The organism is Shinella lacus (assembly GCF_010994755.1).
Taxonomy (GTDB): Bacteria; Pseudomonadota; Alphaproteobacteria; order Rhizobiales; family Rhizobiaceae; genus Shinella; species Shinella lacus.
This window is the reverse complement of sequence record NZ_WHSB02000003.1, coordinates 655,070-681,496: the sequence shown is the minus strand read 5'-3', so window position 1 is coordinate 681,496 and position 26,427 is coordinate 655,070. Positions and strand designations below refer to the sequence as shown.

Here is a 26,427-nt window from a genome sequence, read left to right as displayed (position 1 = left end):
CCATAACCGCTAGCCGAATTTTAGAGAGTTTTGCACATTCTTGGTTCTCGCTAGGCGTGCGGAATTTAATGCGAATACACGCGTTATGCGTTCGCGCCGCCCGTCTCCGGGGTATTTGAATGCGTGTCATTTCGTGCCTGGTGGTCGAGCACAATTTATGGCTCGTCCTGCTTGCCCTCCTCGTCGGTATCGCCGGAAGCTGGGTGACGTTCCGCCTGTTTCGACAGGCACAGGCGCGAGAGGGGAGGCAGCGCGCGGGCTGGGTGCTGTTGGCCTCGCAGGCGGCGGGCTCTTCGATCTGGTGCATGCATTTCATCGCCGTTGTCGCCTATGACGCAGGCACGCCCATAACCTTCGATCCGGCGTGGACGATGGTCTCACTCTTCGTCGCGGTGGCCGGCTCGACCTACGGCCTGTGGCTGGCACTCTCCCCATCGCTGCGCGCAGCACCGGAACTGGGCGGCGCCATCGTCGGCCTTGCAATCTCCGCAATGCACTACAGCGGCATGTTCGCCTTCCGCATCGAGGGCACGATCGAATGGGAAGCCGGTTACATCCTGCTCTCGCTGATTTTCGCAGTTTTGCTCGGGGCGTTGACGTTTCGACAGGCGGTAAAACCCCTCGTGAAGAATGCCGGCCTGCTGCCGGTCGGGCTTTTTGTGCTCACCGTCGTCAGCCTACATTTTACCGGAATGGCAGCAATCACGGTGACGCCCGCCGCAGCCGCCGAAAGTTCGGCGGCATCCTCGGCGCTTGCGGCTTTCGCCGTCGTGGGTGTCGGCATGCTTGTGGCGGGTTCCGGCGCCATCAGCTACCTCATCGACGAGCAGACTTCGCAAGAGACGCTGAAGCGCCTCAGGCAACTCGCCCTACACGATACGCTGACTGGCCTGCCGAACCGCCCCAGCGCCCTCGACCATCTCGACAGCGAGCTGGCGGCGGCAACCCGGACGGGCCTGAAAGTCGCAGTCATCGGCATCGATCTCGACCGCTTCAAGGAGATCAACGACGTGCATGGCCACAAGGCGGGGGATGACGTTCTCGCCACGATCGGCCGGCGGCTGGCCGCGTTGCTGGAGGAGGGGGAATTCATCGCAAGGATCGGTGGTGATGAATTCATGGCTGTGAAGCGTTTCGAAGAGCGATCTCAGCTCGAGGTTTTCCTCGCCCGTCTCGACGCGGCACTAACCGCTCCGCTGCGCATAGGCAGCACGGATCTGGCGAGTGCCGCAAGCATCGGGGTCGCGATCTATCCAGACGACGCGGCCGATCGCGAAGGGCTGATCTGTCATGCGGATGTGGCGATGTACCAGTCCAAGACCGACCTTACACATCGCATCTCCTTTTACGAAGCAGAGATGGAGCGTGCAATCCTGGAACGCTATGCCCTCGTGCAGGATCTCGGCCGGGCGTTGGACCTCGGGCAGTTCGCGCTGCACTATCAGGTGCAGAAATGCGTCGCTACCGGCGAGACCGTCGGCTACGAGGCGTTGTTGCGCTGGCGACATCCGCGGGAGGGCTACATTTCGCCCGCGGTCTTCATTCCGATCGCCGAGGAAACCGGCCATATCATCGCGATCGGCGAATGGGTGCTGCGCACGGCTTGCGCGGAGGCAACAACGTGGGAGCTGCCGCACAGGATAGCCGTAAATCTTTCGCCGGTTCAATTCATCAATGCGGATATACCGGGCCTGCTGCAGAACGTCCTCATGGAAACAGGGCTTCCGCCAGAGCGGCTGGATCTCGAAATCACCGAGTCGACCTTCATCGCCGACAAGGCGAAGGCGCTGCATGTCCTGCGCCAGATCAAAGCGCTCGGCGTCAGCCTGTCGATCGACGATTTCGGTGTCGGCTATTCCTCCTTCGATACGCTGCGCAGCTTTCCCTTCGACAAGATCAAGATCGACGGCTGCTTCACGCGGGATGCGGAGCACAGCTCGGAAGCGCGGGCGATCGTCCGCTCCGTGCTTGCGTTGGGCCGGAGCCTCGGCATTCCCGTTCTGGCAGAGGGCGTCGAGACCGGAGAGCAGCTGGCATTCCTGCGCATCGAGGGTTGTGTGGAGGCGCAGGGATATCACCTTGGCCGCCCGGCGCCCATGGACAGGAAACGGACGGCGATAGCGCTCGCCGGTTGAGAGCGAAGCGGCGGTGGAGAAGTCGTTCGCCGGTGGCGCCGATACGCAGCGCGTGCTTGCGGGGTTCCGCCACCCGCCGGTCTACCAGACCTCTTACGGGCGCGGCTACGGCACGCTCTATACGGCGCTCTACCGGCCGCTCGATGCCTCGGCGTAACTGGTTTGGCCCGGTTCGGTGTGGCGGCAGTCCTGTGAAAAATTCGAGGAGGTGGTGCGCATCATCCGCTTCAACGACGGGATTCGGGCGGCTTCGCGCCGACGTTCAAGCAGGGCGCAGTCAGCCGTTAACGCTAGGGGGAAGACGTGAAAGTAGTGGTTCTGGGGGGCGGTGTCGTCGGCACCGCTGCGGCCTGGTATTTGTCGAAGGACGGCCATGACGTGACCGTGCTGGAACGGCACGAGGATGTGGCGCGCGGCACGAGCCAGAGCAATGCCGGCCTAGTCTCGCCAGGCGATTCCACCGCCTGGGCCTCGCCCGCGGCCCTCACCACCTCCGCACGGCGCACGATCTCTTCCCCGGCGCGATCGATGAGAAAAAGGCCGTGTTCTGGTCGGGCCTCCGGCCGATGATCTCGGGTTCCGTGCCGGTGCATGGCGCGCGCTACGAAAACCTCTTCCTCGATACGGGCCACGGCCATGTCGGCTGGACCATGGCCTGCGGTTCGGGAAGACTGGTCGCCGATCTGGTATCTGGCCGCAAGCCAGAGATCGATACGGCGGGCCTGCTCTACAGGAACTGAGCGTTTCCAGGAAAAGTGGGAACCGGTTTTCCGTTCGGAAATGCGACAAACAAAGGAATGCGATGTCCGACCCGCAAATCTCGATCGACCTCGCCCGCATCGAAAAGAATGCCCGGACCGTCGTGGACCTGTGCCGCCAGTCCGGCATCACGCCCTTCGGCGTCACCAAGGGCACCTGCGGCATGCCGCAGGTGGCGCGCGCCATGCTGCGCGGCGGGGTGGCCGGCATCGCCGAATCCCGCTTCGAGAACATCCGCCGGCTGCGCGATGCCGGCATCGACTGCCCGATCATGCTGCTGCGCAGCCCGCCACTGACGCGCGTCGAGGAGCTGGTGCGCACGGTCGACATCAGCCTTCAATCCGAGCTGCAATTGATGCGCGAAATCTCGCGCGTCGCCGAACGGCTCGGCCGCGTGCACGATGTCATCCTGATAATCGACCTCGGGGATCTGCGCGAGGGCATCTGGCCGAGCGACCTCATCCCCACAGTCGAAGCGGTGCTGGAGCTGCCCGGCGTGCGCATCGCCGGTGTGGGCACGAACCTCACCTGTTTCGGCGCCATCATCCCGACGCGGGAGAACCTCACCCAGCTCGTCGCCCATGCCTACAAGGTGGAGAGCATCACCGGCCGCCCGCTCGACTGGGTGTCCGGCGGCAATTCCTCGTCGCTGCCGCTGCTGCTGGCCGGCGGCATGCCGGCCGGCGTAAACAACCTGCGCATTGGCGAGGCCATCCTGCAAGGCGGGCGCGATACGTTCCTGACCGACCCGTGGGACGCGCTCGACCGCGATGCCTTCGAACTCACCGGCGAGCTTCTGGAGGTCAAGACGAAACCCTCCATGCCGATCGGCCTCTCCGGCATCGACGCTTTCGGCAATGTGCCGGTCTTCATCGACGAAGGCGACCGGCTGCGCGGCATCGCCAATATCGGCCGCGAGGATGTGATCGCCGAAGGGCTGATCCCGACGCGGCCGGGCGTGCGCGTGCTCGGCGCCTCCAGCGACCATCTGGTGCTCGACCTCACCGAGGCGGAACCGCCCTTGGCTGTCGGCGAGAATGTCAGTTTTCGCATGAATTACGGCGCGCTGCTGACGGTGATGACGTCCGAATATGTGGAGAAGGTTCCGATGCGGGATGTGCAGGAGGCGGGCGAGGCGAGGACCTTCGCGATCGAGACGGATGCGATCGGCGGCGCGCTGGTCGTCGTGCAGAACATTGCCGAGCGCATCGAACAGTTGGGCTTCGAAAAGGGCACCGGTGAAAATGCGCTGGCGCTCTCCGTCTGCGCCCGCCGGCGCGATGTCATTCGTTTCGTGGAGGCGGCGGGCCGCCGGCACGACGCGCTGGGCATGATCTGGATCGATTCCGATGCCGCGATGATGCCGGACGAAGGCGCCAACGCGCCGGCTGAAAACGCCGTGCTCCGCCGCATGCTCAGCCGCCTGCCGCCGCATGTCGCACCGGAAAACATCGTGCTGATCGGCCTGCGCAATGCCGCACCGGAAGAGGTCGCGGCGCTGAAGGCATCCCGCATGCGCGTCTTCACCATGGCAGAAATCGATGCGGTGGGGCTGCGCCAGGCGATGCGCGAGGCGATCGCTTTGGTGTGCGCCGGCACGCGCGGCTTCCATCTCTGCTATTCGCCGACGGCCACCGACATGTCCGGCTGGAGCGGCGGCATTGGCGGCATCACGGTGCGCGAGACCCATTCGACAATGGAGATGGTAGCGCTCAGCGGCAAGTTGCGCTCGCTCAGCATTTCCGGCATTGATGCCGCGCTGCCATCGCCGATCGGTGCGGAATGCGCCAATTTCATCCTGTCGGCTTTCGGCAAGACCATTCTCTGATCACAACAATGGGAGACCTTTCATGATCAAGCGTATCAAGCCCGGCGCGCGCTTCTGCCAAGCCGTCGTCGTCAACGGCGTCGTCACCACGGCCGGTGTCACTGGTAGCGGTGCGGACACCGTCGCCCAGACGCGCGACATCCTGGCCACGATCGACGGCCTGCTGGCCGAGGCCGGCTCATCCAAGGCCAAGCTGATCAGCGCCAACATCTGGCTGCGCGACATCGCCCATTTCAGCCAGATGAACGAAGTCTGGGACCAGTGGATCGACAAGGACAACCTACCGGTCCGTGCCACGGTGGAAGCCCGCCTCGCGGCCCCGGAGCTGCTGGTCGAGATCCAGGTCACCGCGCTCGTCTGAGCCTTTTGAAATCGATCGAGAGCCGAGGCTGTTAACGCGGCCTCGGCTTTTTTCGTTCAGAGCCCCTTCAGCACATCGCCCAGCGCATCCACCAGCGTGTCGGCATTCTCGCGGGAGAAGACCAGCGGCGGGCGGATTTTCAGGACATTGGCGTTGGGGCCGGAGGCGCTGATCAGGATGCGGCGCTCGCGCAGGCCGTTGACGATGCGGGTGGTCAGCGCCGCATCGGGGCTCTTCGCCGCCGGGTCGGCGACGATCTCGACGCCGATGAACAGGCCGGAGCCGCGCACATCGCCGATCGACGCATGGGAGAGGCTTCTGAGGCCATCCATCAGATACTGGCCGACGTCCAGCGCATTTTGTTGCAGGCCTTCGATGCGGATCGTATCGAGCACCGCCTTGCCGGCCGCGGCGGCGATCGGGTTGCCGCCGAATGTGTTGAAGTAGCGGGCGCGCGGGCCGAAATCGGCAATGACCTCCGGGCGCAGCACGATGCCGGCCATCGGGTAGCCGTTGCCCATCGGCTTGCCGATCGTCACCATGTCTGGCGCGACGTCGTGGCGCTCGAAGCCCCACTTGGCTTCCCCGGTGCGGCCGAAGCCGGGCTGCACCTCATCCGCCACGAAGAGGCCGCCGGCCGCATGGATCGCGTCCACCGCCGGCTTCAAAAAACCTTTCGGGCCGGCGAAGATGCCGTCGCTCGAAAAGATCGTGTCGGTGATCAGCATGGCCGGCTTGATGCCGTGGCGCTTCAGGTCGGCGATAGCCGCCGCAACATCGCGGCCGAACTTTTCCATCATCTCGTCCGGCGAATGGCGATAGCTGTCCGGCGCTGGCACGGTGCGCACATGCGGGCCGAGCGTCACGGATTCGCCGAGCGAGGGCGAGAATTCGGCGACCGCGCTCGTCAGGCCATGATAGGCGAGCTCTGTCGCGATGATGCCGGTGCCGCCGGTGACGTGGCGGGCGATGCGCACGGCAAGGTCGTTCGCCTCGCTGCCGGTGCAGGTGAACATGGCCTGGCTGAGGGCTTCCGGAAACGTGGCGGTCAGCGTCTCGGCATAGTCGATGATGCCTTCGTGCAGGTAGCGCGTGTGCGTGTTGAGCACGGCGGTCTGCCTGGTGATCGCCTCCACCACGCGCGGATGGCAATGGCCGAGCGAGGCGACATTGTTATAGGCGTCGAGATATTTTTCGCCGGCCGCATCATAGAGGAAGACGCCTTCGCCGCGCACCAGATGCAGCGGCTTCTCGTAAAACAGGCGGTAGGCGGGGCCGAGCACCTTTTCACGGCGCGCGATGAGCGCCCGCTCGGTCTCGTCCAGCCGTTCGAAATCGGCTCGCGAAAACGCATTTACCATCGACATGATTCAGCCCTCGGAAAGGTTGGGCACGAGCTGCTTCAGCCCGGCTGGCGTCAGATCGGATATGTTTTGCAGGCCGCACCAGGCGGTGGCGTGGTTGCGCATGATGTAGTCGCGGTTTTCCGGAAACCGTGCGGACCGCCATTCTGCGATGATGATCGACATCGCCAGCCGCGACCGGGTGAGGAGTGGCAGAAGCTCGACCTCTGCCGGCTCCAGCGCGCGGGCGGACAGGAAGCCTTCCAGGAACGCCCCGACCCGCGCTGCCCAGTTTTCCGTCGCGAGATGATATGAGAGCGCGACCGCGAGATCGTTGATGAGCGGCGCGTGCACCATGTCGCCGAAATCGATGATGCCGACGACCGTGGTGGGGGCCGCCGGATCGAGCAGGATATTGTGCGGGTTGAAATCGTTGTGGATGATCTGGCGGCGCCGCAGCCCGGAAATGATGGGAAGCGCGCGCTCGAATTCGGCAAGCACTGCCTCCGCCTGCGCCCGGCGTTCCGGCGCGACGTGATCGACGACGGCGGCGAGATCGAGCGTGTGGGAGATGTCCCACATCAGCTTGCCCGCCGGCGGGCGCCCGTCATAGTCCTCAAGGCCCCGCCCCAGCTCGGCGAGCGCGCGGCCGACATTGCGGCTCTGCGCCTCGGTGGCCGGCGTGCGGTACTGCAATTCGCCGCCGAGGAAGGTGAGCAGGCGCATGATACGCGGGCCGTCGGCGGTGGAAAGCGTGTGGCTCGGTGCGCCGTCCGTCGTCAGCACCAGCCGCGGCACCGGCACGGAGGGTGCGGCACGGGCGAGATGCAGCAGCGCGCCATCCTGGAATTCCAGCGCCGCCGGGTCCTCGGCGGGATTGGCGATCTTCAGGATGAACTCCGTTCCGTCCGCGCGGGTGAAGAGGAAGGTCTCGTCCCGCTCGCTGGAAAGCCGCCTGATTGCACCGCTCTGGCCATAGACCCGCAGCACCGCGGCTTCGGCATCTGCAAGCGACGTCGGGCTCCACGTCGCCGACATGGAATCGGCCTTCTTGGCGGCGGGCGCTGGTTTCGTCATAGTGGCTCCGTTGGCGCGGTTTTCCGCATTTTCTCGACGTTCACCTTGAAACACGCCGGAAAAGATGCATCAAGTATCTTATTAGTCGATTTTGCGGACCAGTTCCATGCCTGAATTCACCACACTGGACCATGAGAACCTCAACAGCGTCGTTTATGGCGCGCTGTGCGATGCGCTCATGCAGGGACGGTTCCAGCCTGGCGACCGGCTGAAGATCCGCGACCTGGCGGAACAGTTCGGCACCAGCGTGACCCCGATCCGCGACGCCATCCTCCGCCTTGCCAATGACGAGGCGATCACCTTCCGCTCGCCGCGCGACATCCGCATTCCCGAAATGAGCGAAAGCCGCTACCGGGAAATCCGGGCGATTCGCGTGCGGCTGGAGGGGCTTGCGGCAGAGACGGCCGCGCAAGTGGCGACCAGCGCGGATATCAGGGCCTTGGAAGGCATTTTGCTTGAAAACGAGCAGGCTATCGCGGCCGGCGACCGGCTGAGAGGCACGCAGCTCAACCAGGCTTTTCACTTCATGCTGCCGCAGATCGCCGGGCTTCCGGTGCTGAACACCATCCTGCGGCGGCTCTGGTTACAGATGGGACCGAACATTTCCGATGCCTATATAGAAGGCGGACGTGCGATGATCGACCATCACTATCCGGTCGTCGAGGCGCTGAAACGGCATGATTCGGCCGCCGCTTCGATGGCGATCGTCGACGATATCCTGCTTGGCGGCAAGCCGATCCTCGAGCGCATCGAGCGCGGCACGGAGCGCAAGGTTCGCCGGGCTTGAAGACGCTTTAAAAAGAAGGCTTGCATTTCGAAAACCGCCAATTACGATGCATCAAGCATCAAAGGAGACTGGGCGCATGACCGAAGAACGCCGCACCATGCTGCTGACCGGGGCGAGCCGCGGTATCGGCCACGCGACGGTCAAGCTGTTCCAGTCGAAGGGCTGGCGCATCCTCACCGTCTCCCGCCAGCCGTTCTCCGAAGACTGCGCCTGGCCCTCTGCCCGCGAAAGCCATATCCAGGCCGACCTCGCCGATCTCAGCCAGATCGACCGGCTGGCCGCCACCGTGCGCGAGCGCCTGCCGAACGGCCGGCTGCATGCGCTCGTCAACAATGCCGGCATTTCGCCGAAAGGCCCGGAAAAGAGCCGCCTCGGCGTGATGGGCACGGACGCGGATGTCTGGACGCATGTGCTGAATGTCAATGTCGTCTCGACGGCGCTGATCGCCCGCGCGCTGATGCCGGAACTCGAAGCGGCGAAGGGCTCGATCGTCAACGTCACCTCCATCGCCGGAACGCGCGTGCATCCCTTCGCGGGTGTCGCCTATGCGGCATCGAAGGCGGCCCTCGGCTCGCTGACGCGCGAGATGGCGCATGAATTCGGCAAACGCGGCGTGCGGGCCAATGCCATCGCGCCGGGTGAAATCGAAACCTCGATCCTGTCGCCCGGAACGGACGCGCTGGTGGCGGCGGAAGTGCCGATGGGCAGGTTGGGCGAACCGCGCGAAGTCGCGGAGACCATCTATTTCCTGTGCACCGAGCCGTCCTCCTACATCAACGGCGCGGAAATCCACATCAACGGAGGGCAACACGTCTGACGCCTGTCAATCGCAGGAAAATCCCGTTGACCGGCAGGGACCGGAATGCATCAATCGGCGGGAAACGCCCCGGGGAAAGGGCGCGACGGCCGGAGAGGCTGCAAAACCGCCGATACGCCAAAGGCGAGGGTGGTGCCAGCAGTCCGCAGGAGTTCGTCATCGGGGCCGGCATCACACCGGTTCCTTCACAAACGAAGAAAAGGGGAATGTCATGAAAACGAAGATTCAATCGGGTGTTCTGGCCGCCGCGGCAATCCTGCTGTCGGCAAGCCTTGCCTCGCCGGCTTTCGCCCGCGACCTGACCGTCGTCTCCTGGGGCGGCAATTATCAGGATGCGCAGCGCGACATCTACTTCAAGCCCTTCGCGGAAAAGTCCGGCAAACCGGTGCTCGACGAAGCCTGGGATGGCGGCATCGGCGTCATCCAGTCGAAGGTCAAGGCCGGCGCGCCGAACTGGGATGCCGTGCAGGTGGAGGCCGAAGAGCTGGCGCTCGGCTGTGCCGACGGCCTCTATGAAAAAATCGACTGGGACAAGATGGGCGGCAAGGACAAGTTCCTCGACAGCGCCGTCAACGACTGTGGCGTCGGCGCCATCGTCTGGTCCACGGCGATCGCCTATGACGGCGACAAGCTGAAGGAAGGCCCGGCCTCCTGGGCGGATTTCTGGAACGTCGAAAAGTTCCCCGGCAAGCGCGCACTGCGCAAGGGCCCGAAATACACGCTGGAATTCGCGCTGCTCGCCGATGGCGTGTCGAAGGACGAACTCTACGACGTGCTCGGCACCGATGAGGGCGTCGAGCGTGCCTTCAAGAAGCTCGACGAGCTGAAGGCGAACATCGTCTGGTGGGAATCGGGCGCGCAGCCGCTGCAGTTCCTCGCCTCCGGCGAAGTGGCGATGACCTCGGCCTATAATGGCTGCATCACCGGCATCAACCGCACGGAAGGCAAGAACTTCAAGGTCGTCTTCCCCGGCAGCATCTACGCCGTCGATAGCTGGGTCGTGCTGAAGGACGCTGAGAACAAGGACGCCGCGCAGGACTTCATCGCCTTTGCGAGCCTGCCCGAGCATCAGGCAAAACTGCCGGAATTCGTCGCCTACGGCCTGCCGAACAAGGATGCGGCTGCCAAAGTCCCGGCGGAATTCGCCAAGGACCTGCCGACTGATCCCGCCAACATGAAGGACTCGATCGCGCTCAACGTCGATTTCTGGATCGACAACGCCGAAACGCTGACCCAGCGCTTCAACGCCTGGCTGGCCCAGTAAGAACATCCATGACGAAGGGCGCCGCCGGCGCCCTTCCTGTCTGGCCGGATGCGTTCCCGCGGGGGTCCCGAGGGACGTGTCCTTCGCCTCTAGCGATGGAGTCTTTCGTGGCCGAATTCATCCGCTTCGACCGCATCACCAAATTCTACGGCCCGCTCTGCGTGGTCGAAAACCTCGATCTCGGCATCGGCAAGGGTGAGTTCGTCAGCCTGCTCGGCCCCTCCGGCTCCGGCAAGACGACGCTCCTGATGATGTTGGCGGGCTTCGAGCAGCCGACCTCGGGTAACATCGTGCTGGACGGCACGGCGATCAACGACGTGCCGACGCACAAGCGGGACATGGGCGTCGTCTTCCAGAGTTATGCCCTGTTCCCGCATATGTCGGTCGGCGAAAACGTCGCCTTCCCCTTGCAGATGCGCGGGCTTGGCAAGGCGGAAATCGCCGAGCGCGTAACCCGCGCGCTGGACATGGTGCAACTGTCGGCCTTCGTCGATCGCCGGCCGTCGCAGCTTTCGGGTGGCCAGCAGCAGCGCGTGGCGCTGTCGCGCGCGCTGGTCTTCGAACCGCGCGTCGTGCTGATGGACGAGCCGCTCGGCGCGCTCGACAAGCAGTTGCGCGAACAGATGCAGCTCGATATCCGCGACCTGCACCGCAGGCTCGGCCTGACGATCGTCTTCGTCACGCATGACCAGTCGGAAGCGCTCACAATGTCTGATCGGGTGGCGGTCTTCAACAAGGGCAAGATCGAGCAGATCGGCACGCCGCGGCAGGTCTATGACGAACCGGCGACGCGTTTCGTTGCCGAATTCATCGGCGAGACGAACCTGGTCGAGGGTGTCGTCGAGGGCGTGCAGGGGCAGGAGGCGACCGTGCGGCTGTCCTCGGGCGCGCAGATCGTCTCGGCCGTGTCCGGCAGCGTCGCCTCCGGCCAGCCGGTGCTGCTCTCCATTCGGCCAGAGCGGGTCGATCTCAGCGAGACGCGCGGCGACCAGCGCAACTGCCTGGAAACGGAGGTCACCGATTCCGTCTACCAGGGCGATCATCTTCGTGTGCAATTGCAGAATGCCGCCCATCCGCTGATCGCCAAACTCGGCCGCCGCTCGCGCGAATTCGCGCCGGGGACGCGGGTCTATGCGGCCTTTTCGGCCGGCGACTGCCGGGTCATCGCGCAATGAGCGCGGGCTCGTCACGCACCGGGCGCTCGCTGATCCTGCTGGCGCCATTGCTGATCTTCCTCATCGGCTTCTTCGTCTGGCCGCTGTTCAGCATGATGTCACAGGCGGTGTCGGATCCGGCCGTGCTGCGCCTGCTCCCCCGCAGCGCGCAGGTGCTGCCGGACTGGGACCGCAAGTCGCCGCCGACCATGCCCATGCAGGCGGCGCTGATGGAGGACCTGAAGGCCGTCGACGACGACCAGGCGCTCGGCGACATGGTGCGCCGCCTCAACAGCGCCCGCTCCGGCTTCCGCACGCTGATGTCGAAGACGACGAGTGCGCTTAACGACGTCGAAAACCCGCCCGCCGACCTCGTTTCCATAGACAAGCGCTGGGAGAGACCGGAATTCTGGCTGGCGATCGCCGATGCGCTGTCGCCGCTGACCGACCGCAACCTGCTCGCCGCCGTCGATCTCGGCCGCAATGCCGCCGGCGATATCGAGCACCTGCCGGCCGACCAGTCCGTCAACCGCGTCATTCTCGTGCGCACCTTCTGGATCGCGGCCCTCGTCACCTTTTTCTGCGCCTGCATCGGGTTCCCCTATGCCATTATCGCGGCCTCGCTCGACGGCTGGAAGCGTGATCTGATGCTTGGCGCCGTGCTGCTGCCGCTCTGGACCTCGCTTCTGGTGCGCACCGCCGCCTGGTTCATCCTGTTGCAGGAACAGGGCCTCATTAACGATCTGCTGCGCGCGATCGGCCTCATAAACGCGCCGCTGCCGCTGATCTTCAACCGCACCGGCGTCATCATCGCCATGACCCATGTGCTGCTGCCCTTCATGGTGCTGCCGATCTATTCGGTGCTGATTACCATCCCGAAGAACCTGATGCCGGCGGCCGCGTCCCTCGGAGCGCCGCCCTGGCGGGCCTTCCTGCGCGTGCTGCTTCCCTTGAGCCTGCGGGGCGTCGCCTCCGGCAGCCTGCTCGTCTTCATCTCGGCGATCGGCTACTACATCACGCCGGCGCTGATCGGCGGGCCGGGCGACCAGATGATCTCCTCGATCATCGCCTTCTATGCGACGGGCTCTGCAAACTGGGGCATGGCCGGCGCGCTCGGCGTCGTGCTGCTCGTCGCCACGCTCCTGCTCTACAGCGTCTATGCGCGGCTCTCCAGCGACGAACCGGGGAGGCGCTAGGCCATGCCGATGAAACTCGCCAAAGTCACCTTCGCAACGCTGACGATCCTGTTTCTCGTCGCCCCGCTCATCGCCATCCTGCCGCTCGCCTTCACGTCGAGCGTCATCCTCACCTACCCAATCCCGTCCTGGTCGCTGCGCTGGTTCGAGGAACTGTTCACGGCGGATGCCTGGCGCCGCGCGATCATCAACAGCCTGATCATCGGCACGGGCACGACGCTGCTCGCCACCGTGCTCGGCACCGCGGCCTCGCTCGGCCTGCGCAACCGCCTGATCTTCTTCCGCGGCTCGATGCGCACGCTCTTCCTGTTGCCGATGGTGGTGCCCGCCGTCGTGCTCGGCGTCGGCATGCAGGTGCTGCTCGCCGGCTTCGGCCTTACGAACAGTTATGCGGGCGTGATCATCGCCCATACGGTCGTCGCCGTACCCTTCGTCATCGTCAGTGTCACCGGCGCGCTGGCCGGCATCGACGAGCGCGTGGAACTCGCCGCCCAAAGCCTGGGCGCCGCGCCCATCACGGTCTTCCGCCGCGTGACCCTGCCGCTCGCCATGCCCGGCGTGCTCTCCGGCGCCGTGCTCGCCTTCGCGACCTCGCTCGACGAGGTGGTGCTGACGCTGTTCGTCGCCGGCCCCAACCAGCGCACGCTGGCCCGGCAGATGTTCTCCAGCATCCGCGAGAATATCAGCCCGGCGATCGCCGCCGCCGCCTTCCTCTTCATCGCCGCGACAGTCCTCATCGGCCTCGTCGTGGTGCTGTCGCGCTCCATGCTGGCCAAGCGGCGCTAGCGTCTCAGCACGGCGGCGAGGACGTCATAGACGCGCGGCTCCAGCATATGCGCGACGTTGAAGCGCATGAAGCCGGTGGCGTTCTGCGAGACGCTGAACACGTTGCCGGGGGCAAGCACGACGCCCTCGGCAACGGCGGCCTGCGCCACCTCGCCGGAATCCACCCCCTCCGGCAGCCGGCACCAGAGATAGAAGCCGCCGCGCGGCGAAAGCCAGGGTTCGATGCCGAGCCGCGACAGCCGGTCAGCCGTCTCGCGCCGGACACGCACGAGCTTGCGCCGCAACTCCTCCATATGTTTGCGATAGCCGCCGCCGGCCAGCATATGCGCGATGATCTCGCTGGACATCGGGCTCGGGCCGCCGAAATTCGTGGCGATCTGCAAGTCCACCAGCCCCTCGATCCAGTCCGGCCGCGCCGCGATGTAACCGCAGCGTGCCGAAGCCGAGAGCGTCTTGGAAAAACTGCCGATGCGGATGACACGGTCGAGCCCGTCGAGGGCTGCAAGCCGCGTCGACGGCTCCGGCTCGAAATCGGCAAAGATGTCGTCCTCCACGAGGATCGTCTCGCCACCCGCCGCGGCATTCAACAGGCGATGGGCGACCTGCGGCGACAGGGTGGCGCCGGTCGGGTTGTGGATTGCCGAATTGGTGATGTAAAGCCGCGGCCGCACGGCATTCAGCACGGTCTCGAAGGTCGCGACATCCGGCCCCGATGGCGTATAGGGCACGCCGACGACCGTCACCTGATGCGCCTTCAGCAAGGCCTGGAAATTGAAGTAGCAGGGGTCGTCGATGAGCACCGTATCGCCGGGGCGAAGCAGGAAGCGGCAGATCAGATCGAGCGCCTGCGTGCCCGAGCTCGTCAGCATCAGGTGGTCCGGCCCGGCCTCAATGCCTTCCTCCGCCAGCCGCCCGAGCAGCAGCCGGCGCAACGCCTGGGACCCGCGCGTGCTGCCATAATAGGAAAGCAAATCGCCGTCGCTGCGCGCAAGGCTGCGGATCGCGCGGCGCAGCGCCTCATCCGGCATCCAGTCCGCCGGCAGCCAGCCGCAGCCGGGTTTCAGCACCGCGGCATCCGCATCGAGCGATTGCCGCGACACCCAGAAGGGATCGACCGCGCGCGCCTTCGGCGTCTCCGCTTCCGCCAGTTTCAGCGGATGCAGGCCGGCATTCGAGACATAGAACCCGGACCCGCGCTGCGCCCGGATCAGCCCTTCCGCCGCGAGGCGATCATAGGCCTCGACCACGGTGGAGGGCGAAACCCCCATGGAAGCCGCAAACCGCCGGATCGAGGGAAGCCGATCGCCGGGTGCAAGGGCACGGCTGGCGATCCGGCCGCCGATCGCCGCCACGACCTCGGAAATCCGGGTTCCCGCCGCCACGTCGCTTACGAAGCCTGCTTTCATTGTACTGGTCCTTGAACACATACAGTTCTTTCGAATTGTACTGCTCCGTTCCTGTTTTCGCCAGCCCCATGAATGTACGAAGAGTGCGAATGCGAGGTGTCATGAAATCATCTATGGAAGGCTGGGGCAGCGGGCTCGTCGGCGTCATCATTTTCAGCGGTTCGCTGCCGGCGACCCGCGTGGCCGTGTCGGATTTTTCGCCATTGTTCCTGACATCGGCGCGCGCCGTCATTGCCGGGTTGCTGGGCGCAGCGCTTCTCTTCGCGCTGCGCCAGCCGAAACCCTCGCGCGATGCGCTGTTCTCGCTGACGATCGTGGCGCTGGGCGTCGTCGTCGGCTTCCCGATGCTGACCGCGGTGGCGCTGCAATACATCACGTCCGCCCATTCCATCGTCTTCATCGGGCTTCTGCCGCTGGCCACCGCGATCTTCGGCGTGCTGCGGGGCGGGGAGCGGCCGAAACCGCTGTTCTGGCTGTTTTCCGGCATCGGCAGCGCGACGGTGGTCGGCTTCGCGCTCAATTCCGGCGCAGAGGTCTCGCTGGTCGGCGATCTCTTGATGGTCGCCGCGGTCGTGGTCTGCGGGCTGGGTTATGCGGAGGGCGCGAAGCTCTCGCGCACGCTGGGCGGCTGGCAGGTCATCTCCTGGGCGCTGATCCTCTCGCTGCCGCTAATGGCGATCATCGCGCTCATCTCGCTGCCGCAGACCTGGGTCGGCATCGATGGCGGGGCATGGGCGGGGCTCGCCTATGTCTCGGTCTTCAGCATGCTGATCGGCTTCGTCTTCTGGTATCGCGGCCTGGCACTCGGCGGCATCGCCGCGGTCGGCCAGCTACAGTTGCTGCAACCCTTCTTCGGCCTGCTGCTCGCCGCCTTCCTGCTGCACGAAAAGGTCAGCCCGCTGATGGTCGTCACCACGCTTGCCATCGTGCTCTGCGTTGCGGGCGCGCGGAAATTCGCACGCTAGAGGGTCAAAGCGAGGCCGTGATACCGCCGTCGACATAGAGGATGTGCCCGTTCACGAAGGAGGAGGCATTCGAGGACAAGAAGATGCAGGCGCCGACGAGTTCCTCGATCTTGCCCCAGCGGCCGGCCGGCGTGCGTTTTTCCAGCCAGTCGGAGAAGGCGGGGTCGGCGACGAGGGCGGCATTCAGCGGCGTGTCGAAATAGCCGGGCGCAATGGCGTTGCATTGCAGGCCGTATTTCGCCCAGTCGGCTGCCATGCCCTTGGTGAGGTTGCCGACGGCGCCCTTGGTGGCCGTGTAGGGCGCGATGCCGGGGCGGGCGAGCGCCGTCTGGACGCTCGCGATGTTGATGATCTTGCCCGCACCGCGCCTGATCATGTGCCGGGCAACGGCCTGGCCGACATTGAAGACGGTCGAGATATTGGTCTTCAACAGCCGCTCGAAGGCATCCGCCGGAAAGTCTTCGAGCGCCGTACGATGCTGCATGCCGGCATTGTTGACCAGGATATCGATGGCGCCGACCTGCGCCTCGAAGCCATCGATGGCCGCGCGCACGACCTCGTGGTCCGTGGCGTCGAAAGCGAGCGTGTGTTTCGCCTCGAGACTTTCCGCAGCCGCCGTTAGCCTGGCCGCATCGCGCCCATTGAGGATGACCTCGGCGCCCGCCGCCGCAAGGCCGCGCGCGAGCGCAAGACCGATGCCCTGCGAGGAGCCGGTGACGAGGGCGCGTTTGCCCGTCAGGTCGAAGAGTTCGGTGCTCACGGTTCCTCCCGGGTCGAAGTCGATCGGTCCACCCTGCATCAGACGCGCCGCGGTGCAAATGCAGCCGCTTCGGAACGCACAAAGGTCGGTGCAAGGAATGGAGCCAGCGGGGGGAATCTGCTATGGCTGTGTCGTGAGCCGTCCTTGCCTGCGACGATCGTGTCCGGCAAAACGCTCTGGGAGATCTGGATGGCGGTGGATGTTCGGACGTCGAAGGATGTGAGCGGGGCCGCAAGTCCCAAGGCGTTGCGCGTCGGCTTCATCCTGTCGAAGAGCTTTACGCTTTCCGCCTTCGCGCTGTTTGTGGATACGCTGCGGCTGGCCAGCGACAGCGAGGACCGCTCCCGGCGCGTCCATTGCGACTGGGACGTACTCAGCAGCACGCGCAATTTCATCTCCTCGTCGAGCGGCATCCAGGTTGCCCCCACCGCGCCCTTCGCCGATCCCTCCTGTTTCGACTATATCGCCGTCGTCGGCGGCCTCTTGAAGGTCGACGAGCCGATCGACAGCTATGCGCTCGCCTATCTGCGCAAGGCGGCGAATGCCGGCGTCGGGCTGATCGGCCTGTGTACCGGCAGCTTCATCCTCGCCGAAGCCGGCCTGCTGAAGGGGCACACGGCCTGCGTGAGTTGGCTGCACCACCGCGAATTCCGCGGCCGTTTTCCCGATATCGAGGCGACGTCGGAGCAGATCTTCCGCTTCGACGGCAAGGTCGCCACCTGTGCCGGCGGCAGCAGCGTCGCCGATCTCGCAGCCACCCTCGTGCGCCACCATGTCGGCGAGGCGGCGGAGCGCAATGCGCTGGAAATCCTGCAAATCCGCCACCGCCGCGACGCCACCGACCTCCAGCCGCGCAACCCGCTCGGCCTCGAAGCGCGCGACCGCCGCGTGCACCTTGCCATCATGATGATGGAGCAGCACACCGAAGACCTGCTGTCGATCGACAGCATCGCCACCATGACGAACGTCTCCCGCCGCCAGCTCGAACGCCTGTTCGAAAGCGACATGGGCGCTTCGCCGAGCGCGATCTACATGAAGATCCGCATGGCGGCGGCGCTCAACATGGTGGTGCGCACCAACAAGCCGCTGATCGAGATCGCGCTCGAAACCGGCTTCGAGAGCCTGTCGCACTTCACCCGCCGTTTCCGCGCCGCCTTCGGCGACACGCCCTCGCAGATCCGCCGCGACGGCCGCCGCCAAGCAGGCTGAGGAGGGCAAGCTGACGGGCAACTTTTCCGGCCGCTTGGAACCAAGCCGCCCGCCAGCCGTTCGGTCTCCATTGCTGATAAGGAGACCGTAATGGCAAGCAACGACGTTCAATCCCAGATTTCCGCTCTTCGCGCAGAAATCGCCGCGCTTCAGAAGGACCTCGGCGAACGGGGCAGCGAAGCCTATGACACGATCCGCGATCGCGCCGGCAATGCCGTCGAGGCTGCCCGGCCCGCTGTCCGTTCGGCAACGAAATATGTGCGCAACGAAGGTGCTGCCGTGGCCCAGGCCGCACGCGAGCATCCGGCCGCACTGTCCACCGTGGTGTTGACGGCCGGCCTTGCCGGTGTCGTCATCGGCTATCTGCTCGGTTCCCTCGAAAGCGAGCCGCCGCGGCGCCAGCAGCGCTGGTTCTGAACTGGAAAAGCCCGGCACTGCCGGGCTTTTTCATGTGCTTCAACAAACGAAGGCAAACCATTGCCTCCGCTTATTCTTACCGGTGCCGCAGGCCGAAGAGGTAGCCGATAAACGCGGCGCCTGCGAGCGTGGCGAGCGGATTGGCCTGGATCGTCTGGCGGATATCCTCGCGCAGCGATTCCGCCTTGGCGACGGCAAGCTGGCCGGTGCCTTCGGCGATCAGCCCCGCGGTTTCCTTCAGCCGGCTGATTTCCGCCTTCAGCACTTCGATCTGTTCGCTGACCGTCGCTTCCGCAGCCGCCGCACGGGCATCCTCCGAAATGCTATCGCCACTTTCAACGACACCAAGCGTGCGCTTGCCGGTGCTCTTTTCGTCAGCCATGGACATGTCTCCTGGATTTGATGGAATGGCATGAGCAAGAACGACCGCCGCGCCCGTTGGTTCCAGCCGATGATTCAAACTGTGATCTTTCCCCTGCGACTCAGTGATTGACTCTCGCGCACTTTGAGAACAAATAAAGAACAAACCTTCTCAAACCCGGGAGCCGCAACGCCGATGTCTGCCTCCGCCGCCCATGCCGTTGTCGCCGATCTGCGCGACCGCATCCGGCAGTTCGATGGCCGTGCCGCGCGTGACCGGGCGGTGCTGCCCTTCGGCGTGCCGGACATAGACGACAGGCTGCCGGGCGGCGGGCTGGCGCTTGCGAGCCTGCACGAGGTCTGCGGCGGAGGCAACGATGCGGTCGAGGGGGCGGCCGCCATGCTCTTTGCCGCCGGCATCGCGGCGCGCACCAAGGGACAGGTGCTCTGGATCCTGACCCGGCCCGATCTTTTCGCGCCTGCACTCGCGCAGGCGGGGCTCGCCCCCGGCCGCGTCATCTATGTGGAGGCGGGCGATGAAAAAAGCCTGCTCCTCTGTTTCGAGGAGGGCCTGCGCCATGGCGGGCTCGGCGCGGTGGTGGCGGAGGTGGCGCGATTGTCGCTGACCGCCTCGCGCCGCCTGCAACTGGCGGCCGAGGCCGGTGGCACGCTCGGCATTGCGCTGCGCCGTTTCAAGCACCGGTCGGAGGAGAGTGCCTTTGGGCAACCCTCTTCCGCCGTGACGCGCTGGCGGGTTGCCGTCCGGCCGTCCGTCGCCCTTCCCGTGCCCGGCATCGGCCGGGCGCAGTGGCTTTTGCAACTCGTGCGCTGCCGGGCCGGCGAGGCGGCAGACTTTGACGTGGAGGCACCCGATGCCGAGGGTCGTATCGCTTTTTCTTCCCGGCTGGCCGATCGATCGTCTGAGGCGGGCGCTTGGCGCCTCGGCGCCTCCGCCTGACAAGCGGCTCGTGCTCGTCGGCCGGGAGGGCTCGCGCCGCATCCTGACCGCCGTGAGCAAGCCGGCCGAACAGGCGGGCCTGCGCGTCGGAATGCCGCTCACCAAGGCCCATGCGCTGGTGCCCGAGATCGTGACCATGCCGGCCGATCCCGCGGCGGATGCGGCGGCGCTGGAGCGCCTGTCGCTCTGGGCCTTGCAGCATTATGCGCCCATCGTCGCGCCCGATCCGCCGGATGGCCTGGTCATCGACACGACCGGCGCCGACCATCTGCATGGCGGCGAGGAACGCATGCTGACCGGCCTCGTCAACCGCCTCGCGGCCTCCGGCATTTTTGCGCGCGCGGCGGTGGCGGATAGCTGGGGTGCCGCGCATGCCGCCGCCCGTTTCCTTGCCGATCCCGTGCGCGTCATTGCGCCGGGCACGGTGGGCGAAACCGTCGCGCCGCTGCCGATCCTCGGGCTGCGGATACCGCCGGAAACCGTCACGGGACTACGCGTGCTCGGCTTCGCCACTATCGGCGACGTGCTGGCCGTGCCCCGCGCGCCGCTGGTGCTGCGCTTCGGCCCGCTCCTCGGCCGCCGGCTCGACCAGATCCAGGGCACGATCTCGGAGCCCGTCGATCCGCTGCGCGATCCCGATGTCGTGACGGCCCGCAAAGTGTTCGGCGAGCCGATCGGCGCGCCCGAAACCATCGCGCGCTACACGAAGGGCCTCGTGCACGATCTCTGCCAGGCGCTGGAAAAACGCGGCCTCGGCGCCCGCCGGCTCGATCTCCTCTTCCACCGCGTCGACAGTTCGCTCCAGGCGATCCGCGTCGGCACTGCACGCGCCGTTCGCGACGAGGACCGCCTCACCCGGCTCCTCTCGGACCGCATCGAGACGATCGATCCGGGTTTCGGCATCGAGATCATGGACCTGACCGCCAAGCTTGCCGAACCGCTCGTCCTGCAACAGGCGGTCTCCTCGCTGATCGAGGAGGAGCAGGCCGACATTGCCGGTCTCGTCGACGTGATCGCCAACCGCATCGGGGCCGCCCGCCTCTACCGCATCGCCCCCGTCGAAAGCGACGTGCCGGAACGCTCCTTCCGCCGCATTTCGCCGCTCTCACCCGATGTCGGCACGACCTGGCAGAACCGCTGGCCACGTCCGGCGCGCCTGCTGGCCCGGCCCGAGCCGATCGAGGTCATGGCGCTCCTGCCCGACCACCCGCCCGCCTCCTTCACCTGGCGCGGAAAGCGCCGGCTGGTGAAACGGGCAGACGGTCCTGAACGCATCTTCGGCGAATGGTGGAAGCGCGACGCCGAACTTGCCGCCGTACGCGACTATTTCCAGGTGGAGGATGCCGCCGGGGAACGCTTCTGGCTCTTCCGCTCGGGCGACGAACAGCAGGTGACAGCCGGCCTCGGCCGCTGGTTCCTGCACGGAATTTTCGCATGAAGCCGCGCTACGCAGAGCTCCAGGTCACGTCCCACTTCTCGTTCCTGAGGGGCGCCAGCAGCAGCGCGGAATTGTTCGCCCAGGCGAGTGCTCTCGGCATCGAGGCCCTGGCCGTTGTCGACCGCAACAGCCTTGCCGGCGTCGTTCAGGCCCATAGGGCGGCGAAGGAGCTGCCTGCGGACGCCAACATCGTGCGCCTCATCGTCGGTTGCCGGCTCGACCTTGTCGACGGCATGTCGCTGCTCGTCTATCCCACCGACCGCGACGCGTACGGGCGCCTCTGCCGCATGCTCACTATCGGCAAGAAGAAAGCGGGCAAGGGCAAATGCCATCTCGACTGGTCAGACGTCGTGGATTGGAACGAAGGCCTCATCGCCGTTCTGGTCCCCGACGAAGCGGACGAGACCGCGGCCTTCCAGCTCCGCCGCATGCGTGAAACATTCAAGGACCGCTGCTACCTCGCCCTGACGCTTCGCCGTCGGCCGAACGATCAGCTCCGCCTCTTTGACCTCTCCAACCTAGCCACGCAATATCGCGTGCCGACCGTCGTTACCAATGACGTGCTCTACCACGAACCAGGCCGGCGGATGTTGCAGGACATCGTGACCTGCATCCGCCACAACGTCACCATCGACAATGCCGGCTTCTTGCGCGAGCGTCATGCCGACCGCTACCTGAAACCCCCGGAAGAAATGCACCGCCTCTTCACGCGCTTTCCGGAAGCGCTTCGACGCACGCTTGAGGTTATGGAGCGTTGCCAGTTCTCACTGGATGAATTGCAATACCAATATCCCGACGAGAAGGAGTATGCCCACCTTACGCCACAGGAGGCACTGGAGAAATACACCTGGGAGGGAGCCGCGAACCGATACCCGGACGGCGTGCCGGATATCGTCTGCAAGAAGCTGAACTATGAACTGCGTCTCATCGAGAAGATGAAGTATGCCCCTTACTTCCTGACAGTGAACTCGATTGTCCGCCATGCCCGATCGATCGGCATTCTTTGCCAGGGCAGGGGATCGGCGGCAAACAGCGCGGTGTGCTACGCTCTCGGTATTACCTCAATTAATGCAACCAACAATGGTTTGCTTTTCGAGCGGTTCGTTTCGGAGCAGCGCGGTGAGCCACCCGACATCGACGTCGATTTCGAGCATGAACGGCGCGAAGAGGTCATCCAGTGGGTCTACGATACCTATGGCCATGATCGCGCTGCGCTTTGCGCCACGGTCACCCGCTATCGCTCCCGCGGCGCCATGCGGGATGTCGGGCGTGCACTCGGCATGCCCGAGGACGTGCTCAAAGCCTTGTCGTCGCAGGTCTGGGGTTGGTCCAACGATATTCCGAAGGCACAGATCGAAGATATCGGCTTTAATGTCGACGATCGACGCATCCGGCTGTTGGTAGAGCTCTCCCGGCAATTGACCGGTGTGCCGCGCCATCTTTCCCAGCATCCCGGCGGCTTCGTGCTGACCCGTGATCGGCTCGACGATCTCGTGCCGATCGAGCCTGCCGCCATGGATGATCGCCAGGTCATCGAATGGGACAAGGACGATGTCGAGTTCCTGGAATTCATGAAGGTGGATGTGCTGGCGCTCGGCATGCTGTCCTGCATGCGCCGGGCTTTCGAATATCTGGAAGACCTCAAGGGCATTCAAAAAGGCCTCTGGAACATTAGCCTGGATGATGAGCCAACTTACGAGATGATTTCCAAGGCAGATACGCTCGGCACCTTCCAGATCGAGAGTCGGGCGCAAATGTCCATGTTGCCAAGACTTAGGCCGAAAGAATTCTACGACATCGTCATCCAAGTGGCGATTGTCCGGCCCGGCCCGATCCAGGGGGACATGGTGCATCCCTATTTGCGCCGTCGTCAGAAGTTGGAAAAACCAGATTATCCTGATGACGAAAACTTAAAGAATGTCCTCAAAAAGACACTGGGTGTGCCCTTGTTTCAGGAGCAGGCCATGCAAGTGGCTATTGTTGGGGCCGGCTTTTCAGCCGGCAGGGCCGATCAGTTGCGGCGGGCTATGGCGACCTTCAAACACACGGGTGGCGTCGATAAATTTCGGCAAGAACTCATCTCTGGCATGACCAAGAACAATTATCCAATCGAATTCGCCGAACGTATGTGCCGCCAACTCGAAGGCTTCGGCTCCTATGGTTTTCCGGAAAGCCACGCCTATAGTTTCGCCATCATCGCCTACGCCTCCGCGTGGATGAAGTGCCATCACCCGGATATTTTCTGCGCAGCGCTGCTCAACTCGCAACCCATGGGCTTCTACGCGCCGGCGCAGATCGTGCGCGATGCGCAGGAGCATGGGGTGGAGGTTCGGCCGGTCTGCGTCAATGCGAGCCGGTGGGATTGCACGCTGGAGCCGACGGAGGACAAGAAGCGCTTTGCGGTGCGGCTTGGCCTCAAAATGATCAAGGGTCTCAGCAATGCGGAGGCCGGAAAACTCATCTCGAAGCGGGCCGACGAACCTTTCGTTTCCGTGGACGATCTCTGGCGTCGCGCCGAACTGCCGGTGTCACCCCTTGTCGAACTGGCCGAGGCGGATGCCTTTCGGCCGTCGCTGGGGCTAGCCCGGCGCGAGGCGCTCTGGGCTATCCGTGCTTTGCGCGACGAACCGCTTCCACTCTTCGTCGCGGCAGCTGAAAGGGAGGCGGCGGTGATCGCGGAACTGGACGAGCCGGCCGTTGCGCTTCGCCCCATGACGGCTGGCAACGAGGTCGTCGAGGACTATGGCCATGTCGGGCTGACGCTGCGGGCCCATCCCGTCAGCTTCCTGCGGGAGGATCTGCAACGGCAGAAAATCCTCTCCTGCCATGTCGCGACGAACCTGCGCGACCGCACCCGGGTCGAGACGGCCGGCGTGATCCTCGTGCGCCAGCGGCCGGGTTCAGCCAAGGGCGTCATCTTCGTGACGCTCGAAGACGAGACGGGCATTGCCAACCTCGTCGTCTGGAGAAAGGTTTTTATCGCCTATCGCAAGGTCGTGATGGGCGCCTCCATGCTCGGCGTGAAGGGCTACATCCAGCGAGAGGGGGAGGTGGTGCATGTGGTGGCCCAGCACCTTACGGACCTTTCCGGCATGCTCGCCAGCGTCGGCCATCGGGACGGGCCGTTTCCCCTACCGCATGGGCGCGGCGACGAATTCCATCACGGCAGCCCGCCACACGATCCGCGTGGCGCGCCAAAACTTGCAAAACCGCGAAATCTCGTCGACGGCTACGGCCATATCGATGAAATCCGCGTCAAATCCCGCGACTTCCACTGACCGGCTCACATGAAGTCGCGCGGGATCGCCTTTTCGAAGGTCTTCTCGAAAACCTGTGCCTCGCCCTCGAAGGCGCGCACGCTTGCCGAGATCAGCCAGTCCGTCGCGGTGCAGGCGATGGTCGCGATCGAGACCGTGCGCACGAACCAGCCGGGGCGCTGCATGTCGCAGGTCCAGACCGCCGTGCCGGTCATCGAGAGCGGATCGTTTTCGGCGATCGACCAGAGTTCGTCGCGCACCTGCCGCGTGGCGAGCCCGGTGCCGGGATGCTCATAGAGGCCGGTGTCCTCGTAGATCGAATATTCGGTGAGGCCGTTCGTCAGGTCGCGCTCCACGCCGCGCGCCGTCTCGCCGGGCGCAAGCTCGGTATATTTCGGCAGCGGATCGGGGTTTTCCGGCTCGGGAAGCTCGATGACACGATGCGCGCCAAGCTTCGGCAGGGCAAGGCCGAGCGAGGCGAGGTCGATCGTCACACCGGCATCCGTCGGCGGCGGCAGTACCATCGGCCAGTAGGCTGTCGAAAGCGACAGGCGGATGCGATGGCCGGCGCGAAAACGATAGCCCATCGCGTCAAGCACGAGGCGGATGCGGGTTTTTTCGCTACGCGGCATGGCCTCCGGTGCGGCATTGCCGCCGCGATGCGCGAGGTTCACGACGCCGAAGGTGACGCGCGTCGCCGTACCGTCTGGATGCACATCGACGAGGCGGGCGCAGAGATTGACGATGTCGGCCTCTGTCGCGATGTCGAGTTCCAGCACCGGTTGGCCGAGGAAATCCTGGGGCTCTCCAAGCGGCGGCGTCTCGATGACGAGCGAACCGGCATCGTCGAGCCGCTGGTCGAGCGCCATTTCCGCATCCGGCTTCAGCGTGAACCACTCGCCGGCCATGATGCCGGTGTCGAGCGGCGATTTCAGAAAACGGTCATGGCCGACGGCGCCGGCAATCGGCATACCGGGCGCGAGCGTGCCGTATTGCTCCACGTAGAAGGTCGCCATGTCCGGCGTCTGCCAACGATCCTTGGCGATCCAGAAACCGGGGTCGATTTCTCGGCGCAGCGAAGGGCGGGCGGCGTCCTGGATATAGGCGCGCACCTGCGGTGTGTTTTCCGCGCCGTTCTCCTCGCCGCGCAGCCAGCGGTTCCACCAAGCGATCGCCTCGGCGTGGAAATCCATGCGGGGCTTCGGCCAGGCGAAATGCGGATATTTGTGCACCCACGGGCCGATGAGCGCTTTCGCCTTGTCCCCAAGACCTTCGACGGCCTTCAGCGGCGTGCTGCGATAGCCATCCGCCCAGCCGGCGATGACGAGGGCAGGCACGGGGAAGCCGGCAAAATCCTCTGCGATCGAACCGTGTTTCCAGAAAGCATCGCGGCGCTGGTGTTGCAGCCATTCCTCCAGGAAGAAGGGCTCGTTTTCGAGCCGCTCCAGCCACATGGCCTTCCAGCGATCGCCGACGATCTCGGGATCGGGCGAGCGCGACTGGTAGGCGAGCATGGTGGCGGCCCAGGAGAGCTGGGCGGAAAGGTGCGTGCCGTTTTTGTAATGGATGTCGTCGTTATAGCGGTCGACGGTGGAGGCAATGGAGATGACGGCCTTCAGTGCCGGGGGCTTGAGTGCCGCGACTTGCAGGCAGTTGAAGCCGCCCCAGGAGATGCCCATCATGCCGACCGCACCGTTCGACCAGGGCTGCGCGGCGATCCAGGCGATGAGTTCGCAGGCATTGGCCAATTCCAGCGGCGTGTATTCACCATCGATGACGCCGTCGGATTCGCCCGAGCCGCGGATATCGACCCGCACGCCCGCAATGCCGGCGGCGGCGAAGACCGGATAGGTCGATTCATCGCGCGGGCTCGTTCCATCGCGCTTCCTGTAAGGCAGGAATTCGAAGACGGCGGGCACGGGATCTTGTTCCGCACCCTCCGGCATCCAGATGCGGGCGGCGAGCCTCGTGCCGTCGGCAAGCGTGATCCATTGGTTTTCGATGACGGTGAAGGCGCGGTCTGTCATTGGAAATCCTCTCGTGCGCCTCTTTATGGCGGGGGCGCGCGGGGCGGGCAATATGGTTGTTTTGACCTTGCATGTCGCTTTTGTCTTGGTGCTTGCCGACCCGGGAAAACTCGCCTACGAAAA

Annotated in this window: 23 protein-coding genes and 1 pseudogene; 18 read left to right on the top strand and 6 right to left on the bottom strand. The window is 64.8% G+C overall.

Going from position 1 to position 26,427, the window contains the following annotated elements; genetic code table 11:
* The first annotated feature begins 119 nt into the window (after window positions 1-119).
* From GB927_RS11245 to GB927_RS11220, 6 genes and pseudogenes are all read left to right on the top strand, one after another.
* Window positions 120-2,135 carry a putative bifunctional diguanylate cyclase/phosphodiesterase gene (locus tag GB927_RS11245; protein WP_256116914.1) on the top strand — a complete coding sequence of 672 codons (2,016 nt, stop codon included), beginning with the start codon at window positions 120-122 and terminating at the stop codon, window positions 2,133-2,135.
* Between the two features lie 13 nt (window positions 2,136-2,148).
* A complete protein-coding gene (locus GB927_RS11240; protein WP_256116911.1) occupies window positions 2,149-2,292 on the top strand; it encodes a hypothetical protein in 144 nt (47 codons plus the stop codon).
* A gap of 146 nt (window positions 2,293-2,438) precedes the next feature.
* Entirely contained in the window at window positions 2,439-2,705 is a 267-nt protein-coding gene (locus GB927_RS11235; RefSeq protein WP_369431633.1) for an FAD-dependent oxidoreductase, read from the top strand.
* Window positions 2,642-2,875, top strand: a pseudogene (locus GB927_RS11230) (FAD-dependent oxidoreductase); the annotation flags it as partial. The gene GB927_RS11235 and the pseudogene GB927_RS11230, both read left to right, overlap by 64 nt.
* Window positions 2,876-2,937: 62 nt before the next feature.
* The gene (locus GB927_RS11225) at window positions 2,938-4,722 is read left to right on the top strand and encodes an alanine racemase (protein WP_256116910.1); all 1,785 of its coding nucleotides are present in this window, start codon (window positions 2,938-2,940) and stop codon (window positions 4,720-4,722) included.
* A 22-nt stretch (window positions 4,723-4,744) separates the two neighbouring features.
* A complete protein-coding gene (locus GB927_RS11220) occupies window positions 4,745-5,083 on the top strand; it encodes a RidA family protein (protein WP_256116909.1) in 339 nt (112 codons plus the stop codon).
* A gap of 56 nt (window positions 5,084-5,139) precedes the next feature.
* Here GB927_RS11220 and GB927_RS11215 read toward each other — a convergent pair whose 3' ends face one another.
* Together GB927_RS11215 and GB927_RS11210 are read right to left on the bottom strand one after the other, a co-directional pair.
* Window positions 5,140-6,450: an aspartate aminotransferase family protein gene (locus GB927_RS11215; RefSeq protein ID WP_256116908.1), complete on the bottom strand. Its 1,311-nt coding sequence runs from the start codon at window positions 6,448-6,450 to the stop codon at window positions 5,140-5,142.
* Between the two features lie 3 nt (window positions 6,451-6,453).
* Window positions 6,454-7,503, bottom strand: a complete 1,050-nt coding sequence (locus tag GB927_RS11210) for a phosphotransferase (RefSeq protein ID WP_256116907.1) — start codon at window positions 7,501-7,503, stop codon at window positions 6,454-6,456.
* 106 nt (window positions 7,504-7,609) lie between these two features.
* Between GB927_RS11210 and GB927_RS11205 the strand changes: the two genes are divergently transcribed.
* From GB927_RS11205 to GB927_RS11180, 6 genes are all read left to right on the top strand, one after another.
* On the top strand, window positions 7,610-8,290 hold the full coding sequence (locus GB927_RS11205) for a GntR family transcriptional regulator (RefSeq protein WP_256116906.1): 681 nt from the start codon (window positions 7,610-7,612) through the stop codon (window positions 8,288-8,290).
* A gap of 76 nt (window positions 8,291-8,366) precedes the next feature.
* Window positions 8,367-9,107 (top strand): SDR family NAD(P)-dependent oxidoreductase, encoded by a 741-nt coding sequence (locus tag GB927_RS11200; protein ID WP_256116904.1) that lies wholly within the window; start codon window positions 8,367-8,369, stop codon window positions 9,105-9,107.
* Between the two features lie 211 nt (window positions 9,108-9,318).
* Window positions 9,319-10,371, top strand: a complete 1,053-nt coding sequence (locus tag GB927_RS11195; RefSeq protein WP_256116903.1) for an ABC transporter substrate-binding protein — start codon at window positions 9,319-9,321, stop codon at window positions 10,369-10,371.
* A 95-nt stretch (window positions 10,372-10,466) separates the two neighbouring features.
* Window positions 10,467-11,546 (top strand): ABC transporter ATP-binding protein, encoded by a 1,080-nt coding sequence (locus GB927_RS11190; RefSeq protein WP_305111160.1) that lies wholly within the window; start codon window positions 10,467-10,469, stop codon window positions 11,544-11,546.
* The gene (locus tag GB927_RS11185; protein WP_256116900.1) at window positions 11,543-12,721 is read left to right on the top strand and encodes an ABC transporter permease; all 1,179 of its coding nucleotides are present in this window, start codon (window positions 11,543-11,545) and stop codon (window positions 12,719-12,721) included. The genes GB927_RS11190 and GB927_RS11185 overlap by 4 nt, the downstream gene beginning before the upstream one ends.
* A gap of 3 nt (window positions 12,722-12,724) precedes the next feature.
* Window positions 12,725-13,507 carry an ABC transporter permease gene (locus tag GB927_RS11180; protein ID WP_256116898.1) on the top strand — a complete coding sequence of 261 codons (783 nt, stop codon included), beginning with the start codon at window positions 12,725-12,727 and terminating at the stop codon, window positions 13,505-13,507.
* Here the strand turns inward: GB927_RS11180 and GB927_RS11175 are convergent.
* The gene (locus tag GB927_RS11175) at window positions 13,504-14,913 is read right to left on the bottom strand and encodes an aminotransferase-like domain-containing protein (RefSeq protein ID WP_256116897.1); all 1,410 of its coding nucleotides are present in this window, start codon (window positions 14,911-14,913) and stop codon (window positions 13,504-13,506) included. The genes GB927_RS11180 and GB927_RS11175 overlap by 4 nt on opposite strands.
* A gap of 101 nt (window positions 14,914-15,014) precedes the next feature.
* Between GB927_RS11175 and GB927_RS11170 the strand changes: the two genes are divergently transcribed.
* The gene (locus GB927_RS11170; protein ID WP_256116896.1) at window positions 15,015-15,878 is read left to right on the top strand and encodes a DMT family transporter; all 864 of its coding nucleotides are present in this window, start codon (window positions 15,015-15,017) and stop codon (window positions 15,876-15,878) included.
* Window positions 15,879-15,882: 4 nt separating this feature from the next.
* On the opposite strand, the gene GB927_RS11165 is transcribed toward GB927_RS11170, so the two are convergent.
* Window positions 15,883-16,638 (bottom strand): SDR family oxidoreductase, encoded by a 756-nt coding sequence (locus GB927_RS11165; RefSeq protein WP_256116895.1) that lies wholly within the window; start codon window positions 16,636-16,638, stop codon window positions 15,883-15,885.
* A 144-nt stretch (window positions 16,639-16,782) separates the two neighbouring features.
* Between GB927_RS11165 and GB927_RS11160 the strand changes: the two genes are divergently transcribed.
* Complete coding sequence (locus GB927_RS11160) at window positions 16,783-17,847, top strand: GlxA family transcriptional regulator (protein WP_369431632.1); 1,065 nt, start codon at window positions 16,783-16,785, stop codon at window positions 17,845-17,847.
* Between the two features lie 90 nt (window positions 17,848-17,937).
* A complete protein-coding gene (locus tag GB927_RS11155; protein ID WP_256116893.1) occupies window positions 17,938-18,264 on the top strand; it encodes a hypothetical protein in 327 nt (108 codons plus the stop codon).
* Window positions 18,265-18,340: 76 nt separating this feature from the next.
* Here the strand turns inward: GB927_RS11155 and GB927_RS11150 are convergent, their stop codons facing one another.
* Window positions 18,341-18,646 carry a hypothetical protein gene (locus GB927_RS11150; RefSeq protein WP_256116892.1) on the bottom strand — a complete coding sequence of 102 codons (306 nt, stop codon included), beginning with the start codon at window positions 18,644-18,646 and terminating at the stop codon, window positions 18,341-18,343.
* A 174-nt stretch (window positions 18,647-18,820) separates the two neighbouring features.
* Between GB927_RS11150 and GB927_RS11145 the strand changes: the two genes are divergently transcribed.
* Genes GB927_RS11145 through GB927_RS11135 form a run of 3 tightly spaced genes read left to right on the top strand, consistent with a single transcriptional unit; the run spans window position 18,821 to window position 24,298 of the window.
* Window positions 18,821-19,582 (top strand): ImuA family protein, encoded by a 762-nt coding sequence (locus tag GB927_RS11145; protein WP_256116891.1) that lies wholly within the window; start codon window positions 18,821-18,823, stop codon window positions 19,580-19,582.
* A complete protein-coding gene (locus GB927_RS11140; protein ID WP_256116890.1) occupies window positions 19,497-21,020 on the top strand; it encodes a DUF6504 family protein in 1,524 nt (507 codons plus the stop codon). Before GB927_RS11145 ends, GB927_RS11140 begins: the two co-directional genes overlap by 86 nt.
* A complete protein-coding gene (locus GB927_RS11135; protein ID WP_256116889.1) occupies window positions 21,017-24,298 on the top strand; it encodes an error-prone DNA polymerase in 3,282 nt (1,093 codons plus the stop codon). Before GB927_RS11140 ends, GB927_RS11135 begins: the two co-directional genes overlap by 4 nt.
* 5 nt (window positions 24,299-24,303) lie before the next feature.
* Here the strand turns inward: GB927_RS11135 and GB927_RS11130 are convergent, their stop codons facing one another.
* Entirely contained in the window at window positions 24,304-26,304 is a 2,001-nt protein-coding gene (locus GB927_RS11130; protein ID WP_256116888.1) for a CocE/NonD family hydrolase, read from the bottom strand.
* Window positions 26,305-26,427: the final 123 nt, after the last annotated feature.

Bases quoted from the DNA above. Each gene is read 5' to 3' on its own strand.
- GB927_RS11200 (WP_256116904.1), top strand. From the start codon at position 8,367: ATGACCGAAGAACGCCGCACCATGCTGCTGACCGGGGCGAGCCGCGGT.
- GB927_RS11185 (WP_256116900.1), top strand. From the start codon at position 11,543: ATGAGCGCGGGCTCGTCACGCACCGGGCGCTCGCTGATCCTGCTGGCG.
- GB927_RS11215 (WP_256116908.1), bottom strand. From the start codon at position 6,450: ATGTCGATGGTAAATGCGTTTTCGCGAGCCGATTTCGAACGGCTGGAC.
- GB927_RS11170 (WP_256116896.1), top strand. From the start codon at position 15,015: ATGAAATCATCTATGGAAGGCTGGGGCAGCGGGCTCGTCGGCGTCATC.
- GB927_RS11130 (WP_256116888.1), bottom strand. From the start codon at position 26,304: ATGACAGACCGCGCCTTCACCGTCATCGAAAACCAATGGATCACGCTT.
- GB927_RS11225 (WP_256116910.1), top strand. From the start codon at position 2,938: ATGTCCGACCCGCAAATCTCGATCGACCTCGCCCGCATCGAAAAGAAT.
- GB927_RS11195 (WP_256116903.1), top strand. From the start codon at position 9,319: ATGAAAACGAAGATTCAATCGGGTGTTCTGGCCGCCGCGGCAATCCTG.
- GB927_RS11140 (WP_256116890.1), top strand. From the start codon at position 19,497: ATGCCGAGGGTCGTATCGCTTTTTCTTCCCGGCTGGCCGATCGATCGT.
- GB927_RS11210 (WP_256116907.1), bottom strand. From the start codon at position 7,503: ATGACGAAACCAGCGCCCGCCGCCAAGAAGGCCGATTCCATGTCGGCG.
- GB927_RS11155 (WP_256116893.1), top strand. From the start codon at position 17,938: ATGGCAAGCAACGACGTTCAATCCCAGATTTCCGCTCTTCGCGCAGAA.
- GB927_RS11220 (WP_256116909.1), top strand. From the start codon at position 4,745: ATGATCAAGCGTATCAAGCCCGGCGCGCGCTTCTGCCAAGCCGTCGTC.
- GB927_RS11145 (WP_256116891.1), top strand. From the start codon at position 18,821: ATGTCTGCCTCCGCCGCCCATGCCGTTGTCGCCGATCTGCGCGACCGC.
- GB927_RS11175 (WP_256116897.1), bottom strand. From the start codon at position 14,913: ATGAAAGCAGGCTTCGTAAGCGACGTGGCGGCGGGAACCCGGATTTCC.
- GB927_RS11190 (WP_305111160.1), top strand. From the start codon at position 10,467: ATGGAGTCTTTCGTGGCCGAATTCATCCGCTTCGACCGCATCACCAAA.
- GB927_RS11135 (WP_256116889.1), top strand. From the start codon at position 21,017: ATGAAGCCGCGCTACGCAGAGCTCCAGGTCACGTCCCACTTCTCGTTC.
- GB927_RS11205 (WP_256116906.1), top strand. From the start codon at position 7,610: ATGCCTGAATTCACCACACTGGACCATGAGAACCTCAACAGCGTCGTT.
- GB927_RS11245 (WP_256116914.1), top strand. From the start codon at position 120: ATGCGTGTCATTTCGTGCCTGGTGGTCGAGCACAATTTATGGCTCGTC.
- GB927_RS11150 (WP_256116892.1), bottom strand. From the start codon at position 18,646: ATGGCTGACGAAAAGAGCACCGGCAAGCGCACGCTTGGTGTCGTTGAA.
- GB927_RS11180 (WP_256116898.1), top strand. From the start codon at position 12,725: ATGCCGATGAAACTCGCCAAAGTCACCTTCGCAACGCTGACGATCCTG.